Here is a 16,490-nt window from a genome sequence, read left to right as displayed (position 1 = left end):
AACTGTGGGAGCGGGCTTGCTCGCGAAGGCGGCCTGCCGGCCGACCAATTTCTTGCAGACATGCCCGGCCAAACTGTAGGAGCTGGCTTGCCAGCGATGGCGGCCGACCAGCCAACCAATCCCTCGCAGGTACACGCCACTCAAACTGTGGGAGCGGGCTTGCTCGCGAAGACGGCCGACCAGCCAACCAACATCTTGCAGATGTACCCAATCAAACTGTAGGAGCTGGCTTGCCAGCGATGACGCCCTACCAGCCGGCCATTATTTTACGCCTTGTCCGGCATTCTTCACCCCTGAACCGAAACGTTCTACCCCGGCAATCTCAACTCCGCACACAACCCGCCACCCTCACGATTGCTCAAGGTCAACGCCCCGCCAATCGCGATCGCCAGTTGCTGGGCAATCGCCAACCCCAGCCCGGTACCGCCGGTGCTGCGGTTGCGGGAGTTTTCCACGCGGTAGAAGGGTTCCATCACTTGCTTGAGTTCTTCCTCGGCGATCCCCGGACCACGGTCGAGGATTTTGATCGAGAGGTTGCCATTGGCCTGCTTTTCCACCCGCAACTCGGCGGCACCGGCAAACTTCAGTGCGTTGTCCGTCAGGTTGACCAGTACCCGGCGCAAGGCGTGGGGGCGGGTGTCGATGACGGCGGCACTCTTGCCGGTGAGTTGAACGTCCTTGCCCACGTCCTGGTAGTCGAACACCAGGCTGTCGAGGAATGAGTCGAGGTCGGTGCGGCGGCTTTCTTCGGTGGCGCCGTGGATGCTGCGGGCGTAGGCCACGCCTTCGCGCACCAGGTGTTCCATCTCGCCCAGATCGTTCCACAGTTTGTCTTTTTCGCTGGAGTCGTCCATGAACTCGGCGCGCAGTTTCATGCGGGTGATGGGGGTTTGCAGGTCGTGGGAGATGGCCGCGAGCAGTTGCATGCGTTCTTTCAGGTACGCCGCGATGCGTGCCTGCATCGAGTTGAAGGCCTTGGCGGCGTGGGCGACTTCGGTCGGGCCTTTTTCGTCGAGGAGCACGGGGTGGGTGTTGGGGTCGAGGGTTTCGACGGCGCCGGCGAGGCGGGTGAGGGGGCGGATGGCGATTCTGACCGCCAGCCAGGAGCAGGCCAGCATCAACGCCAGTTGCCCGAGCAGCACGATGGGCAGCCAGGGCGACAACGGGACCATCGCCGGGCGCACGTCGATGGTCAGCGGGCTGCCGTCCGCCAGGTTCAAATGCACTTGAAAATGCTTTTTCGGCCCGGGGATGTCGGTAAAGGTCATCGGGTAATCGTGGCCGATGGCGTCCTTGATCGAGGCCAGGGCAATGGGCGCATCGGGCATGTCGCTGCGTATCGGCGTGCCCGGTGAACCCTCATCGAGCAGGTAACTGTAATTGCGTCGCTCCAGTTGCTGCAGCCAACCGGCGCGCTCATCGGCGGGCAAGCGGTCGAGGATGGCAACGGAGGTAGAAACGTCGGTTTCCAGGTTGCCGAGCATGGTGTTTTTCGAGGATTCGTAGCGTTCGTAGTACTGTGCACCAAAGGACAAGGCCTGGGCGAGGATCAGGCCAATCAGGAAAATCAGCGACAGCCGCGAGGCCAGGGTGCGCGGCCAGTGCAGCGCCAGGGTCATGATTGATCGCCCAGGATTTCCACCGGCAGGGAAAACACATAGCCTTCGCTGCGCACGGTCTTGATGTAGGCCGGTTCGCGGGCGTCGTCGAGCAAGCGCTGGCGCAGGCGGCTGACCAGCAGGTCGATGGAGCGATCGAACAGATCGGCGTCGCGGCCCTGGGTCAGGTTGAGCAATTGATCACGGTTGAGCACCCGTTGCGGGTGGTCGAGAAACACCCGCAGCAATCGGTACTCGGCACCGCTCAGGGCCACCATGGTGCCGTCCTCATCGAGCAGGTGGCGGGCCGAGGTGTCCAGGCGCCAGCGGCCGAAGGCCAGCAGGCGACTGGCTTCGGTCACCACCAGGTTCGGCGGCAGCATGCGGGTGCGCCGCAGCACCGCGTTGATCCGCGCCAGCAGTTCACGGGCGGCGAACGGCTTGACCAGGTAATCGTCGGCGCCCATTTCCAGGCCGAGGATGCGGTCGGTTTCATCGTTGCGGGCGGTGAGCATCAGGACCGGCGTGGCCTTGTGTTTGCCCGCGCGCAGTTCGCGGCAGAGCAGCAGGCCATCGTCCCCCGGCATCATGATGTCCAGCACGATCAGGTCCACCGGCGTGGTTTCCAGAAACGCGCGCATCTGCCGTCCATCCGCCACGACGGTGGTGCGCAGGCCGTTCTTCTTCAGGTAATTGCCTACCAGTTCGCGGATTTCGCGGTCATCGTCAACGATGAGGATGTGATCAACGTGATCCATTGGGCCAAACCTCTGATGTATGGGGAATGCCACACAGTCTATCGAGCCCGGGCGGGCTCGCCTGCCGCCCTTTGTATTGCAGTGTATCTGGCTTGCCCGCGGATACACACGAAGGCAAAAAAACCGATTTTCAGCGGTTTTGTATTGCTCTGTATCTGCGCCCGGTTCTGATACGTACCGATTGATTGGCGTCGATTCCCGACACAGACGAGATACCTCACAGGCTTTTAATAGGTTCCATCGAGGCAAACCAGACCGCCTCGGCCAAACGAACCAACGACCTGTTGAAACTTTGAGGAATCCGCCATGAACACCAAGGCCATCTACGCCGCTTGCCTGTTTGCCGCCCTGAACATCTGCACCCTGTCGGCCCGTGCCGAAGCCGATGTCGCGCCTAAAACCTACACCTATGGCAGCCACCTCGACATCAAGAAAGTGGTGTCGCTGACCGAGGACTCTACGCCTTCCTGCGGCGTGGTGAATGCCCGGCTGACCTACCTCGACTCCCAGTCCGAAACCCGGGTGCTGGATTACAGCAAGTTCGCCGACAACTGCAACTCGCAGAACTGAGTGCTGCGATCAACCACTGTTTAATCCATTTGCAACAGGAAGGACATCATGAACAACGTTTCCCGCTTCTTGACCGCCATCGCCTTTTCCGTCGCTGGTGCCGCAGCCCATGCCAACGCCGCCGTCGAGCAAAGCGCCTGTGGTAGCAGCACCTGCTTCCAGCTCACGCCAGTGGCAGAGAAGGGTACCAATGGCTTCCTGGCGCAAGACGGTGCCAGCCGCACGCCGCAGGGGCAGTTGCTGGATGAACAGACCGCTTGAAAACACCCCCAATCCACTGTGGGAGCGGGCTTGCTCGCGAAAGCGGTCGTTCGGTTGATATCAATGTTGAATGGACCGGCCAATTCGCGAGCAAGCCCGCTCCCACAAGGATTCTGTGTCGTCCACTAATTTGCATTAGGTGATCCCATGTTACTCATCGCTTTCCTGGGCGGCATATTGACCGTCCTCAGCCCGTGCATCCTGCCGGTCGTGCCATTCCTGTTCGCCGGGGCCGACCGCACACGCTCCTCGATCCTGCTCACCCTCGGCGGCATGGTTCTGACGTTCGCCCTGGTTTCGAGCCTGGCCGTGGTCAGCACTGAGTGGGTGATACAAGCCAGCAACACCGGCCGCCACGTCGCCCTGTTCGTGATGGTGCTGTTCGCCCTGTCGCTGATTTCGGCCCGGGTCGGCGACTGGCTGGCGCGGCCCTTCGTGGTGCTGGGCAATCGCATCGACCCGAACTCGCGCAAGATGTCCGGACCGCTGGCTTCGATCATGATCGGTGTCGCCACCGGGCTGCTCTGGGCCCCGTGCGCCGGACCGATCCTCGGAGTGATTCTGACCAGCGCCATGCTGCAGGGCGCGAACGCCGGTACCAGTCTGCTGCTGGTGGCCTATGGCGCGGGCAGTGCGCTGTCCCTGGGTACCTTGATCTTTGCCGGTCGCGGCCTGGTCAATCGCTTGAAACCAGCGATTCCGGTCACTGGCTGGTTGCGTCGTGGCGCCGGGGTCGCGGTGTTGGGCGGGGCAGCGGTGATTGCCACGGGTGCCAATGACCAACTGCTGGCCAACACCTCATCCGAAGCGGTCAGCAGTGTCGAGAAAGGCGTACTGGAAACCGTGCCGAAAGTCGTCGATTACCTGGTCAGCAAGGTCAAGGCCGACAGCACCATGGGCAACGCCCAGGGCGCCATGCCGTCGCTGTCCGGCGCGGTGGACTGGATCAACTCGCCCGCACTGACCAACGAAGCGCTCAAAGGCAAGGTGGTGCTGGTGGACTTCTGGACCTTCGACTGCATCAACTGCAAGCACACCCTGCCGTACGTGAAGGACTGGGCGAAGAAGTACGAAAAGGACGGTCTGGTGGTGATCGGCGTACACACGCCCGAATACGGCTTTGAACGCATCATCGACAACGTCAGGGCCAAGGTGAAGGAATACGGCATCACCTACCCGGTGGCGATCGACAACAACTACGCGATCTGGCGCAACTTCGACAACCAGTACTGGCCGGCGCACTACATCATCGATGCCAAGGGGCAGGTGCGTTACACGCACTTTGGTGAAGGCAGCTACGACACTCAGGAACAAGTGATTCAGCAGTTGCTGGAAGAGGCCAAGGCCGGCACGCCCGCCGCGTAAACCGCTCGATCAATGGCTCACAGGTCTCGCGCCATGAGCCATTGATCCTTGTCCCACGCCCGAAAACGCTCCAGCACTACCCAACCGCGCCTGGCGTAGTAATCGCTCTGGTCCTGGGTGTGCAGGTAGATCCTCGTCTCGCCGCTGGCTTTGGCTTGCGCGCAAATCCCTTCGATCAACCGCTCCGCCAGGCCCTTGCCGCGTGCCTCGGGAGTAACGAACACGCAAGCGAGCCAAGGCCCAAGATCCGGGCGATGGGCCAGATCGGCCCGGGCCAGTGCCGCGCCGCCCAGCAGCTCATCATGGTCAAGGGCAATCAGACATTTCCAGTCGCCGCTGTGTTGGCCTTCGGCGAACTCTCGTTGCCAGTCGGGCAGTGGCTGCCCAGCGTATTCGTAGTGGAACTGCTGGTGGATCCACGCAGCGAATGTGTTGCTGTGCTGCATATGGCGAGCAAGCCAGTCCAGGCGGGGTGTCATGGTGTGAGTCCTTTCAGAGGTCAGTCGCGAGAGTAGCGGTCCTGGGTGGTGCTGTCGCCCCTACCGGCTCAGTGACCGCTCAAGTGATTCGAAGCCGCCTGCCCGCGCCGCCACGCCGCCGGCGGTGCGCCAAACTCGCGACGAAAAGCGCGGCTGAAGGCGGTATCGGTCTGGTAGCCGACTTCTTCGGCGATCCGCGTCAATGAGCTGTTGCTGCTGCGTAACAGGTTGGCGGCGAGCAGCATGCGCCATTGCGTCAGGTACTGCATCGGCGAGATCCCTACCAGTTGCTGGAAGCGTTCGGCCAATACCGATCTGGAGGTGCTGGCGGTGCGTGCCAGTTCGTCCAGCGTCCAGGCGTGGCAGGGTTTTTTGTGCAAGGCGTTGAGGGCGGCGCCGACAATGCGGTCGCGCACGCCGGCCAGCCAGCCGGTGCGGCCTTCGTCCTGTTCGTTCATGTACAGGCGCAGCACTTCGATGAACAGCACTTCGGCGAGTTTGGCCAATACGCCTTCGCCACCGGGGCGGGGCGAGCGGGCTTCGGCGAGGGCATAACGCACGGAAGATTCCAGCCAGATGCCGGCGCTCGAACCGCGCACATTGACCCGCACCACGGCCGGCAGGCCCTTGAGCAGCATGCCCGCCAGGCGCGTGTCGCACGCCAGGTAGCCGCACACCAGGCGGGTGACCGCGCCACCGCCGCCATAACTCAGTTGCCGGGGCCGCCGCGCCAGCACCGCATCCAGGCGCGCACCCGTGGCCGGGGGCAATCCAGGTCGGGAGCACATGCGATGGGCGTCACCCTGGGGGAAGATCACCACGTCGCCCGCGCTCAGTAGCAGTGGCGGATCATCGCCCAGTTCGACATAGCACTCGCCCTCGGTGATCAGGTGAAAGATCACCACCCGTTCCGCATCGGGCTCCAGGAACGGCGCCGCCGTGTCGGCACTGGGCGACTGGTAGCACCAGGGCGCGGTGAACCGGGCGTTGATGAAGATCGCGCCGACCAGGTGCACGACGCGCAGGGTCTGTGACAGAGCGTCCATAAGGAGTTCCCGTGCAAGGATTCCTGATTGTGAACGCGTCGGCGCGCATCGTGGAATCTCCGGACGATCGGACAAGGTTGGGCGACGATCGGGCAGGACGCCAACGCCCGCCAGGACGATAGTTTGTCTACAGGGTCAGCACCGACCCTGCCACCCAGAACAAGAAAAGAGAGGTTGCCATGCCGAAGTTCGTCATTGAACGCGAGATCCAGGGCGCCGGAGATCTGTCGGAAAGGGATTTGAAAGCCGCTTCGCAAAAGTCCTGCCGGGCGTTGCGGGATTTGCCAGAGGTGCAGTGGCTGCAGAGTTATGTCACCGGCGACAAGCTCTACTGCGTATACATCTCGCCGAACGAAGAGCAAATCAGGGAGCACGCGAGGATCAGTGGTTTTCCCGCCAACCGCATTTCCCAGGTGATGAACGTCATCGATCCGACGACGGCGGAGTAACCGCCCGTCAGGCCCGACTCGTGTTTCAGCCCAGAGATTGTCTCCATGAGTACACCCATTGATCTGACTGCCTTGAAAAACCGCCAGATGGCCTCCTGGGCCAGCGGCGACTACGCCGTGATCGGTACCACCCTGCAAATTGTCGGCGAGCAACTGGCCGAAGCCTGCGACCTGTTGTGCGATGAACGCGTGCTCGATGTCGCCGCCGGCAACGGTAACGCGACACTCGCCGCCGCGCGCCGTGGCTGCCAGGTGACGTCCACCGACTATGTCGCGGCCTTGCTGGAGCGCGGCGAAGAGCGGGCCCGGGCAGAGCACCTGATAGTCTCCTTCCAGGTCGCCGATGCCGAAGCCTTGCCCTTTGCCGACGGCAGTTTTGATGCCGTGCTGTCGACCTTCGGCGTGATGTTCACGCCGGACCAGCCCAAGGCCGCCGCGGAGCTGGCGCGGGTTTGCCGCCCGGGCGGGCGGATCGGCCTGGCCAACTGGACGCCGGAAGGTTTTGTCGGCCAGATGTTCAAGACCCTTGGCCAGCACCTGCCACCCGCGCCGGGAGCGAATCCGCCCTCGCGCTGGGGCACCGAAGCCTGGTTGCACGAGCACTTCGACGAACGGGAGTTCTTGCTCCAGGTGACGTGCCGCACCTTCAATTTCCGCTATCGCTCGACGGCGCATTTCATCGACACCTTCCGCCGCTGGTACGGGCCGATGCACAAGGCCTTCGCCGCACTGCCCGAGGACGGCGCCAAGGCGCTGGAAGCGGACCTGACCGAGCTGATCAACCGGATGAACCGGGCGGGAGACAAGTCGCTGGTGGTGCCGAGTGAATACCTGGAGGTGGTGATTACGCGGCGCTAATGGCCCTTGTAGGAGCGAGCCTGCTCGCGATGGACTCGAAAACACCGCGTGCATCCAGAAAACACGCGTAATCGTTATCGACCATCGCGAGCAGGCTCGCTCCTACAAGGGGGTAGTGTGATGCCTGCTAAATGACTTTCGCCGGCATGGCTACTTGAGCCGCGATTCGTCGAGCCACTCCAGCGCCGTGCGCCACAGGCAGATGCCCAGGAAGTACGCCGACATCAGTAGCCAAAGCCCCATCACCAACGGGTTGATGACGGGATGGTTGAGCACCAGCGACAAACTGCACAGCAACCAGATGGCCGTCACCGCAATGTTGATCGGCATGAACCGGCGCACGCGGAACGGATGCAGGAATTTCATCCGGGTCACGGTCAGCAAGGCCAGGCCAATGATCGTGAGGAAGGTGATCCACGCTGATGGGGCGATGATGTACAGGCACAGGGCAACCACGTTCCAGGCGGCGGGGAAGCCCTGGAAGTAGTTGTCCTTGCTTTTCATGTTGACGTTGCAGAAACAGAACAGCGACGACACCAGAATCAGCGACACGCTCAGCAGCAAGGTGTAGTCCGGCAACGGGATGTAGCGGTAGATGAACAGGGCAGGGATAAACACATACGTCAGGTAATCGATCACCAGGTCGAGGATCGAGCCATCGAAGCTCGGCAGCACCGACTGCACATTGACCTTGCGTGCCAGCGCGCCGTCCAGGCCGTCGACGATCAGGGCGACACCCAGCCATAACAGGCAATGGGTCGGCTGGTTATCCAGCAGGGACAGGGTGGCGAGGAAGGCGGTGACCACGCCAGTGGCGGTAAAACCATGGGCGCCCCAGGCTTTGAGTCTGGCGATGTAGAGGGTTGAAATCACAGGGGCGTTCTCCAGTGAATGAAGCAAGCCAGTTGTTACCCCGGTTACGGGGCGGTGGCAAACCGGGTCGGGTTGCAGGTATCGACCGGGTATCCGCGAATAAGGTTCACCACTCATGAATCTTAGTTGCGCCGCGAAGAAATACCCCGGACAAATCCGCGCTGGCGTGGGTACGTCAGCCCAACGGTGCTGGCACATTCGCCTGCGGGGGCTATCGTTGCCTGACTGGATAAACACCTGACAAAGAGGACTGCGTCATGAACACCAGCGATCTGCTCGAACAATTATTGCGTGCCGGCCAGGGCTCGATGGCGCAACAGGGTGGCGGTGGCGCGTCCGCCCAAGGCGGGCTCGGCGACCTGGGTGGATTGCTCGGCGGGTTGTTGGGCGGTGGCGCCGGTGCTGGCGGTGGTGGTGCAGGATTGGGCGGTTTGCTCGGTGGTTTGCTGGGTGGCGGTTCACCGATGGGCGGCGCGCCACAAAGTCGTTCCGGAGGCGGTACTAATTATGCGGCGCTGGCGTCCCTCGGCATGATGGCGTTCCAGGCGTACCAGACCTGGCAGCGCAGCCAGGCGTCGGCACCGCAGGAAGCACCACGCACCGTGGACTTGCTCGCCGGCCCGGAGGCCGAGGAGCACAGCCATGCGATCCTGCGGGCATTGATCGCGGCGGCCAAGGCCGATGGCCGAATCGATGACGCCGAGAAGCAGATGATCAGAACTGAAATCGGCCGTCACACCGACGATCCGCAATTGCAGCAATGGCTGGACGATGAGGTCGCCAAGCCATTGGACGCCAATGAAGTCGCGCAGTCGGCCACCGACCCGGCCATCGCCTCGGAGATGTACCTGGCCAGCGTGATGCTGGTGGACGATCAGCAGGACGCCGAGCGTAACTATCTGGATCAACTGGCCGCGGCGTTGCAGATCGACCCAGAGTTGCAAGTGCATCTGGAACAGCAGGCCAAGGGCGCTGCCTGACCCCATAAGCAAAGCTTCGCGAGCAAGCCCGCTCCCACAGGTTATTGGGCGATCCTGGCATTTGTGTCTGGCCGAGATCCCCTGTGGGAGCGGGCTTGCTCGCGAAGAACGATGACACGGTCAACCTGCTGAAACACCGGCCGTACCCCACGTCACAAGCCCGTCCGTCCGGGCATTCTCAACGCCAATTGAATTATTGCCCCGCTCGCTGGCTCTGCTGGGTTAGGAGACGTTTGCATTCAACGTCCTGGCGCGAAGCAGGTGAGCCATGCCCCGAAGCTCAAGCAAGGAAAAATCATCGCCACTGACGGGTGCGCGCAAAGCCAGGCTGCCGGACCTGCTCAAGCCTCAGCTGGCAACGCTGGTGGAAAAAGTCCCGGACGGCCCATGGCGTTACGAAATCAAGTTCGACGGCTACCGGATCATGGCGCGCATCGACCACGGCGAGGTGAAACTCATCACCCGCAATGGCCACGACTGGACCCACAAACTACCCCGGCAGGCCCAAGCCCTGGCCGCACTGGGCCTGGAATCGGCGTGGCTCGATGGTGAAATGGTGGTGGCCGACGACCAGGGTGTAGCGGACTTTCAGGCGCTGCAAAACGCTTTCGAGATGGATCGCAGCGACGGCATTCTCTACTACCTGTTCGATCTGCCGTACCTCAACGGCGTGGACTTGCGCGAAGTGCCGGTCGAAGAGCGCCGGACCGCGCTTTCAACGGTGCTCAACGGCAATGACCAGCCGTTGCTGCGCTTCTCCGAGTCATTTGGCGAGGAGCCACAGGCCTTGCTCAACAGCGCCTGCCAGATGCGCATGGAAGGGCTGATCGGCAAGCGCCTGGGCTCGCCTTATGTGTCCCGGCGCAGCAGCGACTGGATCAAGCTCAAATGCCAGCATCGCCAGGAGTTCGTCATCGTCGGTTTCACCGAACCGAAAGGCTCGCGCCATGCCTTCGGCGCACTGCTGCTGGGGCTGCATGACCGCGATAGCGGCGAGTTGCGTTACGCGGGCAAGGTCGGCACCGGGTTCAACGAGGCGACCCTGCGCAGCATCCATGAGCAGCTCAAGCCGTTGCAGGTGAAAAAACCGCCGGTGGTCAATCCACCCGGCGGTTCCGAGGCCAGGGATGTGCACTGGCTCAAACCCCGATTGCTGGCCGAAGTGGCCTTCGCCGAAATGACCAGGGACGGCTCGGTGCGGCATGCCGTGTTCCATGGCCTGCGCAATGATAAACCGGCACATGCCATCACCGAGGAGCGCGCGAAAACCGTGAAGACCTCCACTGCGAAAAAAACCACGCCCAAGAACACCGCGCCCGCACCGTCACAAATCGGCCTGGAGGAGGGCAAGGTGCGCATCACTCACCCGGACCGGGTGATCGACCCCGACAGCGGCACCACCAAACTGCAGCTGGCGCAGTACTACGCGAGTGTCGCCGAGTGGATCCTGCCCGAACTCAAGGATCGCCCGGTGGCGCTGGTGCGTGCGCCGGACGGCATCGGCGGCGAACTGTTTTTCCAGAAGAATGCCGAGCACCTGGCGATCCCCGGCATCACCACCCTCGACAAACAACTTACCGGCCAGCCGATCATGCTGATCAACAACGCCGAGGCGCTGATTGGCGCGGTGCAGATGGGTACCGTGGAGCTGCATACCTGGAATGCTACGTCTGACAAACTCGACAAGCCGGATCGTTTTGTCCTCGACCTTGACCCGGACCCGGCGTTGCCGTGGAAGCGCATGGTCGAGGCCACGCAACTGACGCTGTCGGTGCTGGATGAACTGGGGCTCAAGGCGTTTCTGAAAACCAGCGGCGGCAAGGGCATTCACGTGGTGGTGCCGCTGACCCGCAAGCTCGGTTGGGATGAGGTCAAGGATTTCAGCCATGCCATTGTCAGCCACATGGCCAATCTGTTGCCCGAGCGTTTTTCGGCGGTGTCGGGACCGAAGAACCGGGTCGGCCGGATCTTCATCGATTACCTGCGCAACGGTCTGGGGGCGACCACCATTTGTGCCTACGCCGCGCGCACCCGTGAGGGATTGCCGGTGTCAGTGCCGATCTTTCGTGAGGAGGTGGCCGAGTTGAAGGGGGGGAATCATTGGAACGTGCACAACGTGCACGAACGCCTTTCAGAAGTGGGGGACGCGCCATGGGCGCAGATGCCCGGAACCCGGCAGGCGATCACCGCCGAAATGCGTAGGCGGGTCGGAATGAAGAAGTGACCGCAAACGACGACCACCTGTGGCGAGGGAGCTTGCTCGCGCCCGACTGCGCAGCAGTCGCAAAATGGTCATTGTCGACCGGATTTTGGGGCTGCTACGCAACCCGGCGCGAGCAAGCTCGCTCGCCACAAGGGCAGGGTGTTACTTCAGGAATGCCTGGAAGTCGCTGCCCATCTTGTCGATCGCAGCTTTGAAGTCCTTGGCAGTCACCTTCTGGCTCTCGTTTTTCAGCTCGGTGCCAAACACTTTGCGCACCACTTTGGCCACGGTCTGATTGCTCTTCGCGTCGACGAACTCGGCTTCGATGAACAGAATGGTTTCCTGGTCACGGTGACCGGTGGCGGCCTGGGTTGCACCGACTACGGCGGCGATGGGGACCACTTCATACCACTTCATGCCTTCGTTTTCGGCGTTAACCCCGGTAATCGCCGCACGCATGATCAGCGGGCGCGAGCCCGCAGGCGCGGCAGAGGTGTTGGTCACTACGCGGTACTTCTGACCCAGTGTGGCCTTGGCTTTGCTGGTCATGTAGTTCTGGATGTCGTCCAGCGTCTGCTGGTTGACCCGCTCATTGGGCTTGGGGGCAGGGTAGAGCTCCAGTTTGTTGAACACCACAGTGTCATAGGCATTCGGGTTCCACGAAGGGCTGACCCAGCGCATCGCGGTGCCGCCGCTCGGCGTTTCGACTTCCTGCAGGTTGTTGTAGTTGGACAGGTAACCTGAGTATTGCTCCTTATCAGTCACTTTCGAGGTGCAACCGCCAAGCAACAGACTGGCCAGCGCGGTGCCGACGAGCAGTTTTCGGGATAGATTCATAGTGGTGTTTACTCCTTGGATGAAAGCGTCTTTTTTTGAGCCAGGCATTAGAATCGCCAAGTCATGTTTCCGGTTATAGCTTGAATCCAGGCATTGTCGAATTCTCCGGAAATTTGATTGCCCGATACGGATTTCGTTTGCTCGACCGGCATGTCGCCAAGCCAGACCATGGCCCAACTGACGTTGACATCGGTGTCCTTGTTCAGAGCATAGGTGGCTCCCGTGGCAATGCGCCAGGATTCGTTCATCGGCACCACCACACTGCGATTGCTGTCCGAGACGGCGCTGCTGTCGTAGGCCACGCCGAAGTTCCACAACAACTGTTCGGTGGCCTGGTATTGGGTGCCAAGGGAAAGGTGCCAGGTGTCCTTGAAGCCGGCGTCGACGGTTTTTGATTGCGAGCCAAGCGCGGTGGTGTCGACCTCTACGGCGATGTCGCCAAATTCCGACCAGTCCTGCCAGTTGACCGAGGCCAGCAGCGCCCATTGCCGGTCCAGTTGCTGGAACAGGCTCAGGGTCACGGTTTGCGGCACCTTCATGTCGAGTTCGGTGTTGGTGTTGTTGACCCTATCGAGCAGACGTCCGTCGCCCTTCACATCGAGACGGTCCTCGAAGTCCAGGTCGACCTGGCTGGTGTAGGTCAGGCCGATGCGCGTGCCGGGTTGCGGGGCGTAGATCACGCCGACGTTGGCGCCATAGCCCCAGTCGTTGTCGCGGTACTTGTATTGGCCGTCAGCGCGGTCAGTGAAGCCGAAAGGAGAACGGTCGATGGCGGTGTCTGCCTTCAACATGCCGTACATGGCCTTGATGCCCAGGCCGACCGACCACTGCTCGTTGAAGCGATACGCCACGCTGGGTACCAGTGACAAGCCGAGCAGGCTGGAGTTCTGTGTGAAGTAGCGGCCGGACCAGTCGTTGTCGTAATTGAGCGCCAGGCCGAAGTCACCGTACTGGCCGAAACCGACGCTCCAGTGCTCGTCCAGTTCATGGCTGATGAAGAAGCTGCCACCGGGCATTGGGTCAAGGGCATTGCCACTGCCGCTGCCCGGGGTGTTGGTACCGGCGTCGCGGTCGAAGCTCAGGTCACCGTACAGGACCTGCAGGCCGGCGGTGATTTGTGTACCGGGCAGAAAGCTCATGCCTGCAGGATTGCTGGCGATGGTCGAGGGGCCTTGGGCACGGGCGGCGGCGCCGGCGTTGGCCAGGCCGGCGTTATCGGTGCCGATTTCATAGAGCATGATGCCGCCGGCCCAGGCTTGCTGACAGCACAGGGCAAGTAGCGCAGAGGTGGGCAGGGCAGCTGTTTTTATTCGCATTGAAATCCCTCAGCAATTGTCCATTTCGAATACGGGTGGACTGCACCAGCCACCCGTGGATTCGGCTGTTACTTGGCCATCTCTGCTCGAGCCTTGGCGATCTTGGCTTTGACCGAGTCGAGGTTGAAACTCGCGCCTTTTTGCATCGGCGGGAACTCGATCGCTGTTTCAGCCAGTTTGGCCACCTGTTGCTGGACGAACACAAAGCGCCAGAACTGGAATTTGAACCAGTCGAAGTATTGTTGCGATCCCTGCGCGGCCTGGTTTTCCGGCCAGCCCATGCGCTCGAACGGGTCGAGTCGAAGATTGGTCAGGATCGGCACGTCCACATCAACTTTAGCCCCCAACCAGCCACCCGGTTGGTCAATGAAGCGATATTTGTAGTCGTCTATGCGCACTGCACCCAGGGCACTCTCTCCAAAGTAGAAGATTTCATGCCGGTTCGACGGACCTTTTCCGGTGATCATTGGCGTTTGATCATAGCCGTCCAGGTGAACTTTGTAGGTGGTGTCGCCCAATTGCTTGCCTTTGAGCAGTTCGGCGGTGATGTTCGGGTTGCCCGCCGCCGCGACCAGGGTCGGGAACCAGTCCATGCCGGACATGATGCCGTTGGCGATCTGGTTGGCCGGTACCTTGCCCGGCCAGCGAATGATCGCCGGTACCCGGAAGCCACCCTCCATGACCGTGCCTTTGCCCATGGCGAACGGGGTGGTGCCGCCATCAGGCCAGGTGAAGTTCTCGGCACCGTTGTCGGTGGTGAAGATCACGATGGTGTTGTCGTCCATGCCGTCTTTTTTCAGCTTCGCCAGGACATCGCCAACGACGTCATCGAGTTGCGCCATGCCGGCTTCCTGTTCCGACCAGCCATTCTCCGAGTTGCGCATGGCTTCATACTTGTCGGACAGGTGCGTGACGATGTGCATGCGGGTCGGGTTGAGCCAGACGAAGAAGGGTTTGTTGTCCTGCTTGGCCTTGTCGATGAACGAGAAGGCCTTGTCGCGAATCTCGTCGTCGACGGTTTTCATCCGGTCCGGATAGAGCGTGCCGGCGTCTTCGATTTTCTGCTTGCCGACCTTGCCCCAGCGCGGCATCACGGTCGGGTCATCGGTGCTGGTGGCCCAGCTGTGGACCATGTTGCGCGGGCCGACGGATTCCAACAGCTCCTTCGGATAATTGGGGTGCGCCGGGTCTTCCATGGCGTCGAGATGGTAGAGGTAGCCGAAGAATTCGTCGAAACCGTGGACGGTGGGCAGGAACTGGTTGAGGTCGCCCAAGTGGTTCTTGCCGAATTGGCCGGTGGCATAACCCATGGCTTTGAGTGCGGTGGCAATGGTCACGGCTTCGGCGGGAATACCCACCGGCGAGCCGGCCTGGCCGACGGTGGTCATGCCGGTACGAATCGGCAATTCGCCGGTGATGAAGTTGGCACGCCCGGCGGTGCAACTGGCCTCGGCGTAGTAATCGGTGAAACGCATGCCTTCATTCGCCAATTGATCAAGGTTGGGCGTTCTGCCGGCCATCATGCCCTGGTTGTAGACGCCAATATTCGACCAGCCAATATCGTCGCCCATGATCACCAGGATATTGGGGACTTTGTCGGCGGCCAGGACCAGGCCGGGAAGCGCCATTGCAGACAGCAATAGAGGGACTGCAAATATCGTCGATAAGGTTGTCCGGTTCATGTCGAGCTCCTGCGTACTAGCGTGAGTACATCGAGACGAGCCCCCTAACCGTCGTTGAATTTCGTAACCCCCGCGAAGAGCGTAGGTTTGAATTGCGAAATATCCAGTAATGGATAGTCAGAAAGTAAGTGTTCCAGGCACTTTTCCTGGAAATGGCGTTATGCAAACAGCGCTGTCACAGAGCAATACATCCGCCGGTATTACCAGCGAAACATGGGCAACGGCCGCAGTGGCGTGCGGATCAATTGCCGGGCGGAAAGCTTCATCAGCATCGAGTGGAAACCATGATCGGGAAAGGTCGATTGCACGGTTCGGACGAAGCTGCGGGGCAAGCCGAAACGCACCAGGCCCAGGGACACATCCACCAGGTCGGCCTGGCGAAAGAGTTCGACGCTGTCGGCGCAAGCGCCGCGATACCGGCGCAGCTTGTGATGCTCAAGTATCAACGCACTGACTTCATCCTTCAGCTCCGCTCGTCGATGGCTGTCGAGGTATTCAGTGGCCAGGGCGATGGAGGGCGGCAGGTAGTCAAGGGTGTCATCGGTCCAGATACCCAGGTCATGAAACGCCGCCGCGATTTGTACGGCGTCCGGGGGCAGGCCTTCGATGCCACTGAGGGCTCCATGGAAATTCAGCACCCGGTAAATGTGGTTGCGGTAGCCCTGCAGGTCGGCACCGATGGCCAGGGCGAACGAGGTGAGAATCTCGTCGGTGAGGGGAAACTCGAGAATGGGTTTCATCAGGCGTCACGCAACAGGTCGTTGGCATTGAGCAGCTCGTAGGCAATCTCCGGGCGTTTCTCCATGGCGCGGCGAATCGCGGCGGGGATGCTGGCGCGGGTCTTGCGGCACAGTCCTGGCAGCTCGCCAACCTGGATGCCGATGCCGCGCATGGTGCGCACTTCATTGAAGCCGGGGGCGATGTCTACGCGAATGCCCAACTGCTCGAACATGCGCCGCTGCACGAGCGCAAGATCGCTCAGGCTCTGCAGGTTTTCCAGGCGCTCGATCAGGCGTTTTTCTTCGTTGCGGGTCAGAAACAGAATGCGCAGGTCCGCCCCTGGTGTTTCCAGCAACGGGTCACGCCCGCAGTCGCAGGCGCCGGGCGGGCAGGGTGAGCGGATCGCAGCGGTGGTGGTCATGGGGATCAATCATAGAGCGCTGTGATTGAGTTTGCCCATAGGGATTTGGCGTTAAGGCGATCTAAAAATGTGGG

The 16,490-nt window shown here is 61.3% G+C and carries 17 protein-coding genes; 7 read left to right on the top strand and 10 right to left on the bottom strand.

The genetic code is table 11. The features are described 5' to 3' along the window. Positions 1 to 308 precede the first annotated feature (308 nt). Both QMK54_RS19475 and QMK54_RS19470 read right to left on the bottom strand, forming a co-directional pair. Entirely contained in the window at positions 309 to 1,619 is a 1,311-nt protein-coding gene (locus tag QMK54_RS19475; protein ID WP_110661684.1) for an ATP-binding protein, read from the bottom strand. After that, positions 1,616 to 2,356: a response regulator gene (locus tag QMK54_RS19470; protein WP_008050458.1), complete on the bottom strand. Its 741-nt coding sequence runs from the start codon at positions 2,354 to 2,356 to the stop codon at positions 1,616 to 1,618. Before QMK54_RS19470 ends, QMK54_RS19475 begins: the two co-directional genes overlap by 4 nt. Before the next feature lie 306 nt (positions 2,357 to 2,662). Between QMK54_RS19470 and QMK54_RS19465 the strand changes: the two genes are divergently transcribed. The 3 genes from QMK54_RS19465 to QMK54_RS19455 all read left to right on the top strand — a co-directional run bounded on the left by QMK54_RS19465 (position 2,663) and on the right by QMK54_RS19455 (position 4,552). Then, positions 2,663 to 2,926, top strand: coding sequence for a DUF2790 domain-containing protein (locus QMK54_RS19465; RefSeq protein ID WP_110661686.1), 264 nt, complete (start codon positions 2,663 to 2,665; stop codon positions 2,924 to 2,926). 48 nt (positions 2,927 to 2,974) lie between these two features. Continuing rightward, positions 2,975 to 3,187 (top strand): hypothetical protein, encoded by a 213-nt coding sequence (locus tag QMK54_RS19460; protein WP_110661688.1) that lies wholly within the window; start codon positions 2,975 to 2,977, stop codon positions 3,185 to 3,187. A 147-nt stretch (positions 3,188 to 3,334) separates the two neighbouring features. Then, a complete protein-coding gene (locus QMK54_RS19455; RefSeq protein WP_223593169.1) occupies positions 3,335 to 4,552 on the top strand; it encodes a cytochrome c biogenesis protein DipZ in 1,218 nt (405 codons plus the stop codon). 17 nt (positions 4,553 to 4,569) lie between these two features. On the opposite strand, the gene QMK54_RS19450 is transcribed toward QMK54_RS19455, so the two are convergent. After that, entirely contained in the window at positions 4,570 to 5,031 is a 462-nt protein-coding gene (locus tag QMK54_RS19450; protein ID WP_320401168.1) for a GNAT family N-acetyltransferase, read from the bottom strand. Between the two features lie 68 nt (positions 5,032 to 5,099). Continuing rightward, entirely contained in the window at positions 5,100 to 6,077 is a 978-nt protein-coding gene (locus tag QMK54_RS19445) for an AraC family transcriptional regulator (RefSeq protein WP_320401167.1), read from the bottom strand. Positions 6,078 to 6,256: 179 nt separating this feature from the next. Here QMK54_RS19445 and QMK54_RS19440 point away from each other — a divergent pair, with 179 nt between their 5' ends. After that, positions 6,257 to 6,526 (top strand): DUF4242 domain-containing protein, encoded by a 270-nt coding sequence (locus tag QMK54_RS19440; RefSeq protein ID WP_223593155.1) that lies wholly within the window; start codon positions 6,257 to 6,259, stop codon positions 6,524 to 6,526. Positions 6,527 to 6,571: 45 nt separating this feature from the next. Further along, positions 6,572 to 7,384, top strand: coding sequence for a class I SAM-dependent methyltransferase (locus QMK54_RS19435; protein ID WP_320401166.1), 813 nt, complete (start codon positions 6,572 to 6,574; stop codon positions 7,382 to 7,384). 150 nt (positions 7,385 to 7,534) lie between these two features. Here QMK54_RS19435 and pcsA read toward each other — a convergent pair whose 3' ends face one another. Further along, a complete protein-coding gene (gene pcsA / locus QMK54_RS19430; RefSeq protein WP_110662524.1) occupies positions 7,535 to 8,257 on the bottom strand; it encodes a phosphatidylcholine synthase in 723 nt (240 codons plus the stop codon). 257 nt (positions 8,258 to 8,514) lie between these two features. On the opposite strand from pcsA, the gene QMK54_RS19425 reads away from it, so the two are divergent. Then, positions 8,515 to 9,237, top strand: coding sequence for a tellurite resistance TerB family protein (locus QMK54_RS19425; protein ID WP_320401165.1), 723 nt, complete (start codon positions 8,515 to 8,517; stop codon positions 9,235 to 9,237). A 268-nt stretch (positions 9,238 to 9,505) separates the two neighbouring features. Further along, positions 9,506 to 11,461 carry a DNA ligase D gene (gene ligD, locus QMK54_RS19420; protein WP_320401164.1) on the top strand — a complete coding sequence of 652 codons (1,956 nt, stop codon included), beginning with the start codon at positions 9,506 to 9,508 and terminating at the stop codon, positions 11,459 to 11,461. Between the two features lie 141 nt (positions 11,462 to 11,602). On the opposite strand, the gene QMK54_RS19415 is transcribed toward ligD, so the two are convergent. The 5 genes from QMK54_RS19415 to QMK54_RS19395 form a co-directional block, all read right to left on the bottom strand. After that, the gene (locus QMK54_RS19415; RefSeq protein ID WP_110661973.1) at positions 11,603 to 12,277 is read right to left on the bottom strand and encodes a DUF3313 domain-containing protein; all 675 of its coding nucleotides are present in this window, start codon (positions 12,275 to 12,277) and stop codon (positions 11,603 to 11,605) included. Between the two features lie 47 nt (positions 12,278 to 12,324). Further along, positions 12,325 to 13,593 carry an OmpP1/FadL family transporter gene (locus QMK54_RS19410; RefSeq protein WP_320401163.1) on the bottom strand — a complete coding sequence of 423 codons (1,269 nt, stop codon included), beginning with the start codon at positions 13,591 to 13,593 and terminating at the stop codon, positions 12,325 to 12,327. 68 nt (positions 13,594 to 13,661) lie between these two features. Further along, positions 13,662 to 15,275, bottom strand: coding sequence for an arylsulfatase (locus QMK54_RS19405; RefSeq protein ID WP_223593145.1), 1,614 nt, complete (start codon positions 15,273 to 15,275; stop codon positions 13,662 to 13,664). A gap of 200 nt (positions 15,276 to 15,475) precedes the next feature. Beyond that, positions 15,476 to 16,015, bottom strand: coding sequence for an HD domain-containing protein (locus QMK54_RS19400; RefSeq protein ID WP_110661976.1), 540 nt, complete (start codon positions 16,013 to 16,015; stop codon positions 15,476 to 15,478). Then, positions 16,015 to 16,416 (bottom strand): hypothetical protein, encoded by a 402-nt coding sequence (locus QMK54_RS19395; RefSeq protein WP_110661977.1) that lies wholly within the window; start codon positions 16,414 to 16,416, stop codon positions 16,015 to 16,017. Before QMK54_RS19395 ends, QMK54_RS19400 begins: the two co-directional genes overlap by 1 nt. Positions 16,417 to 16,490 lie beyond the last annotated feature (74 nt).

The organism is Pseudomonas sp. P5_109, assembly GCF_034009455.1.
Lineage (GTDB): Bacteria > Pseudomonadota > Gammaproteobacteria > Pseudomonadales > Pseudomonadaceae > Aquipseudomonas.
The sequence above is the reverse complement of the archived record's forward strand: the minus strand, read 5'-3'. Positions and strand labels throughout refer to the sequence as shown.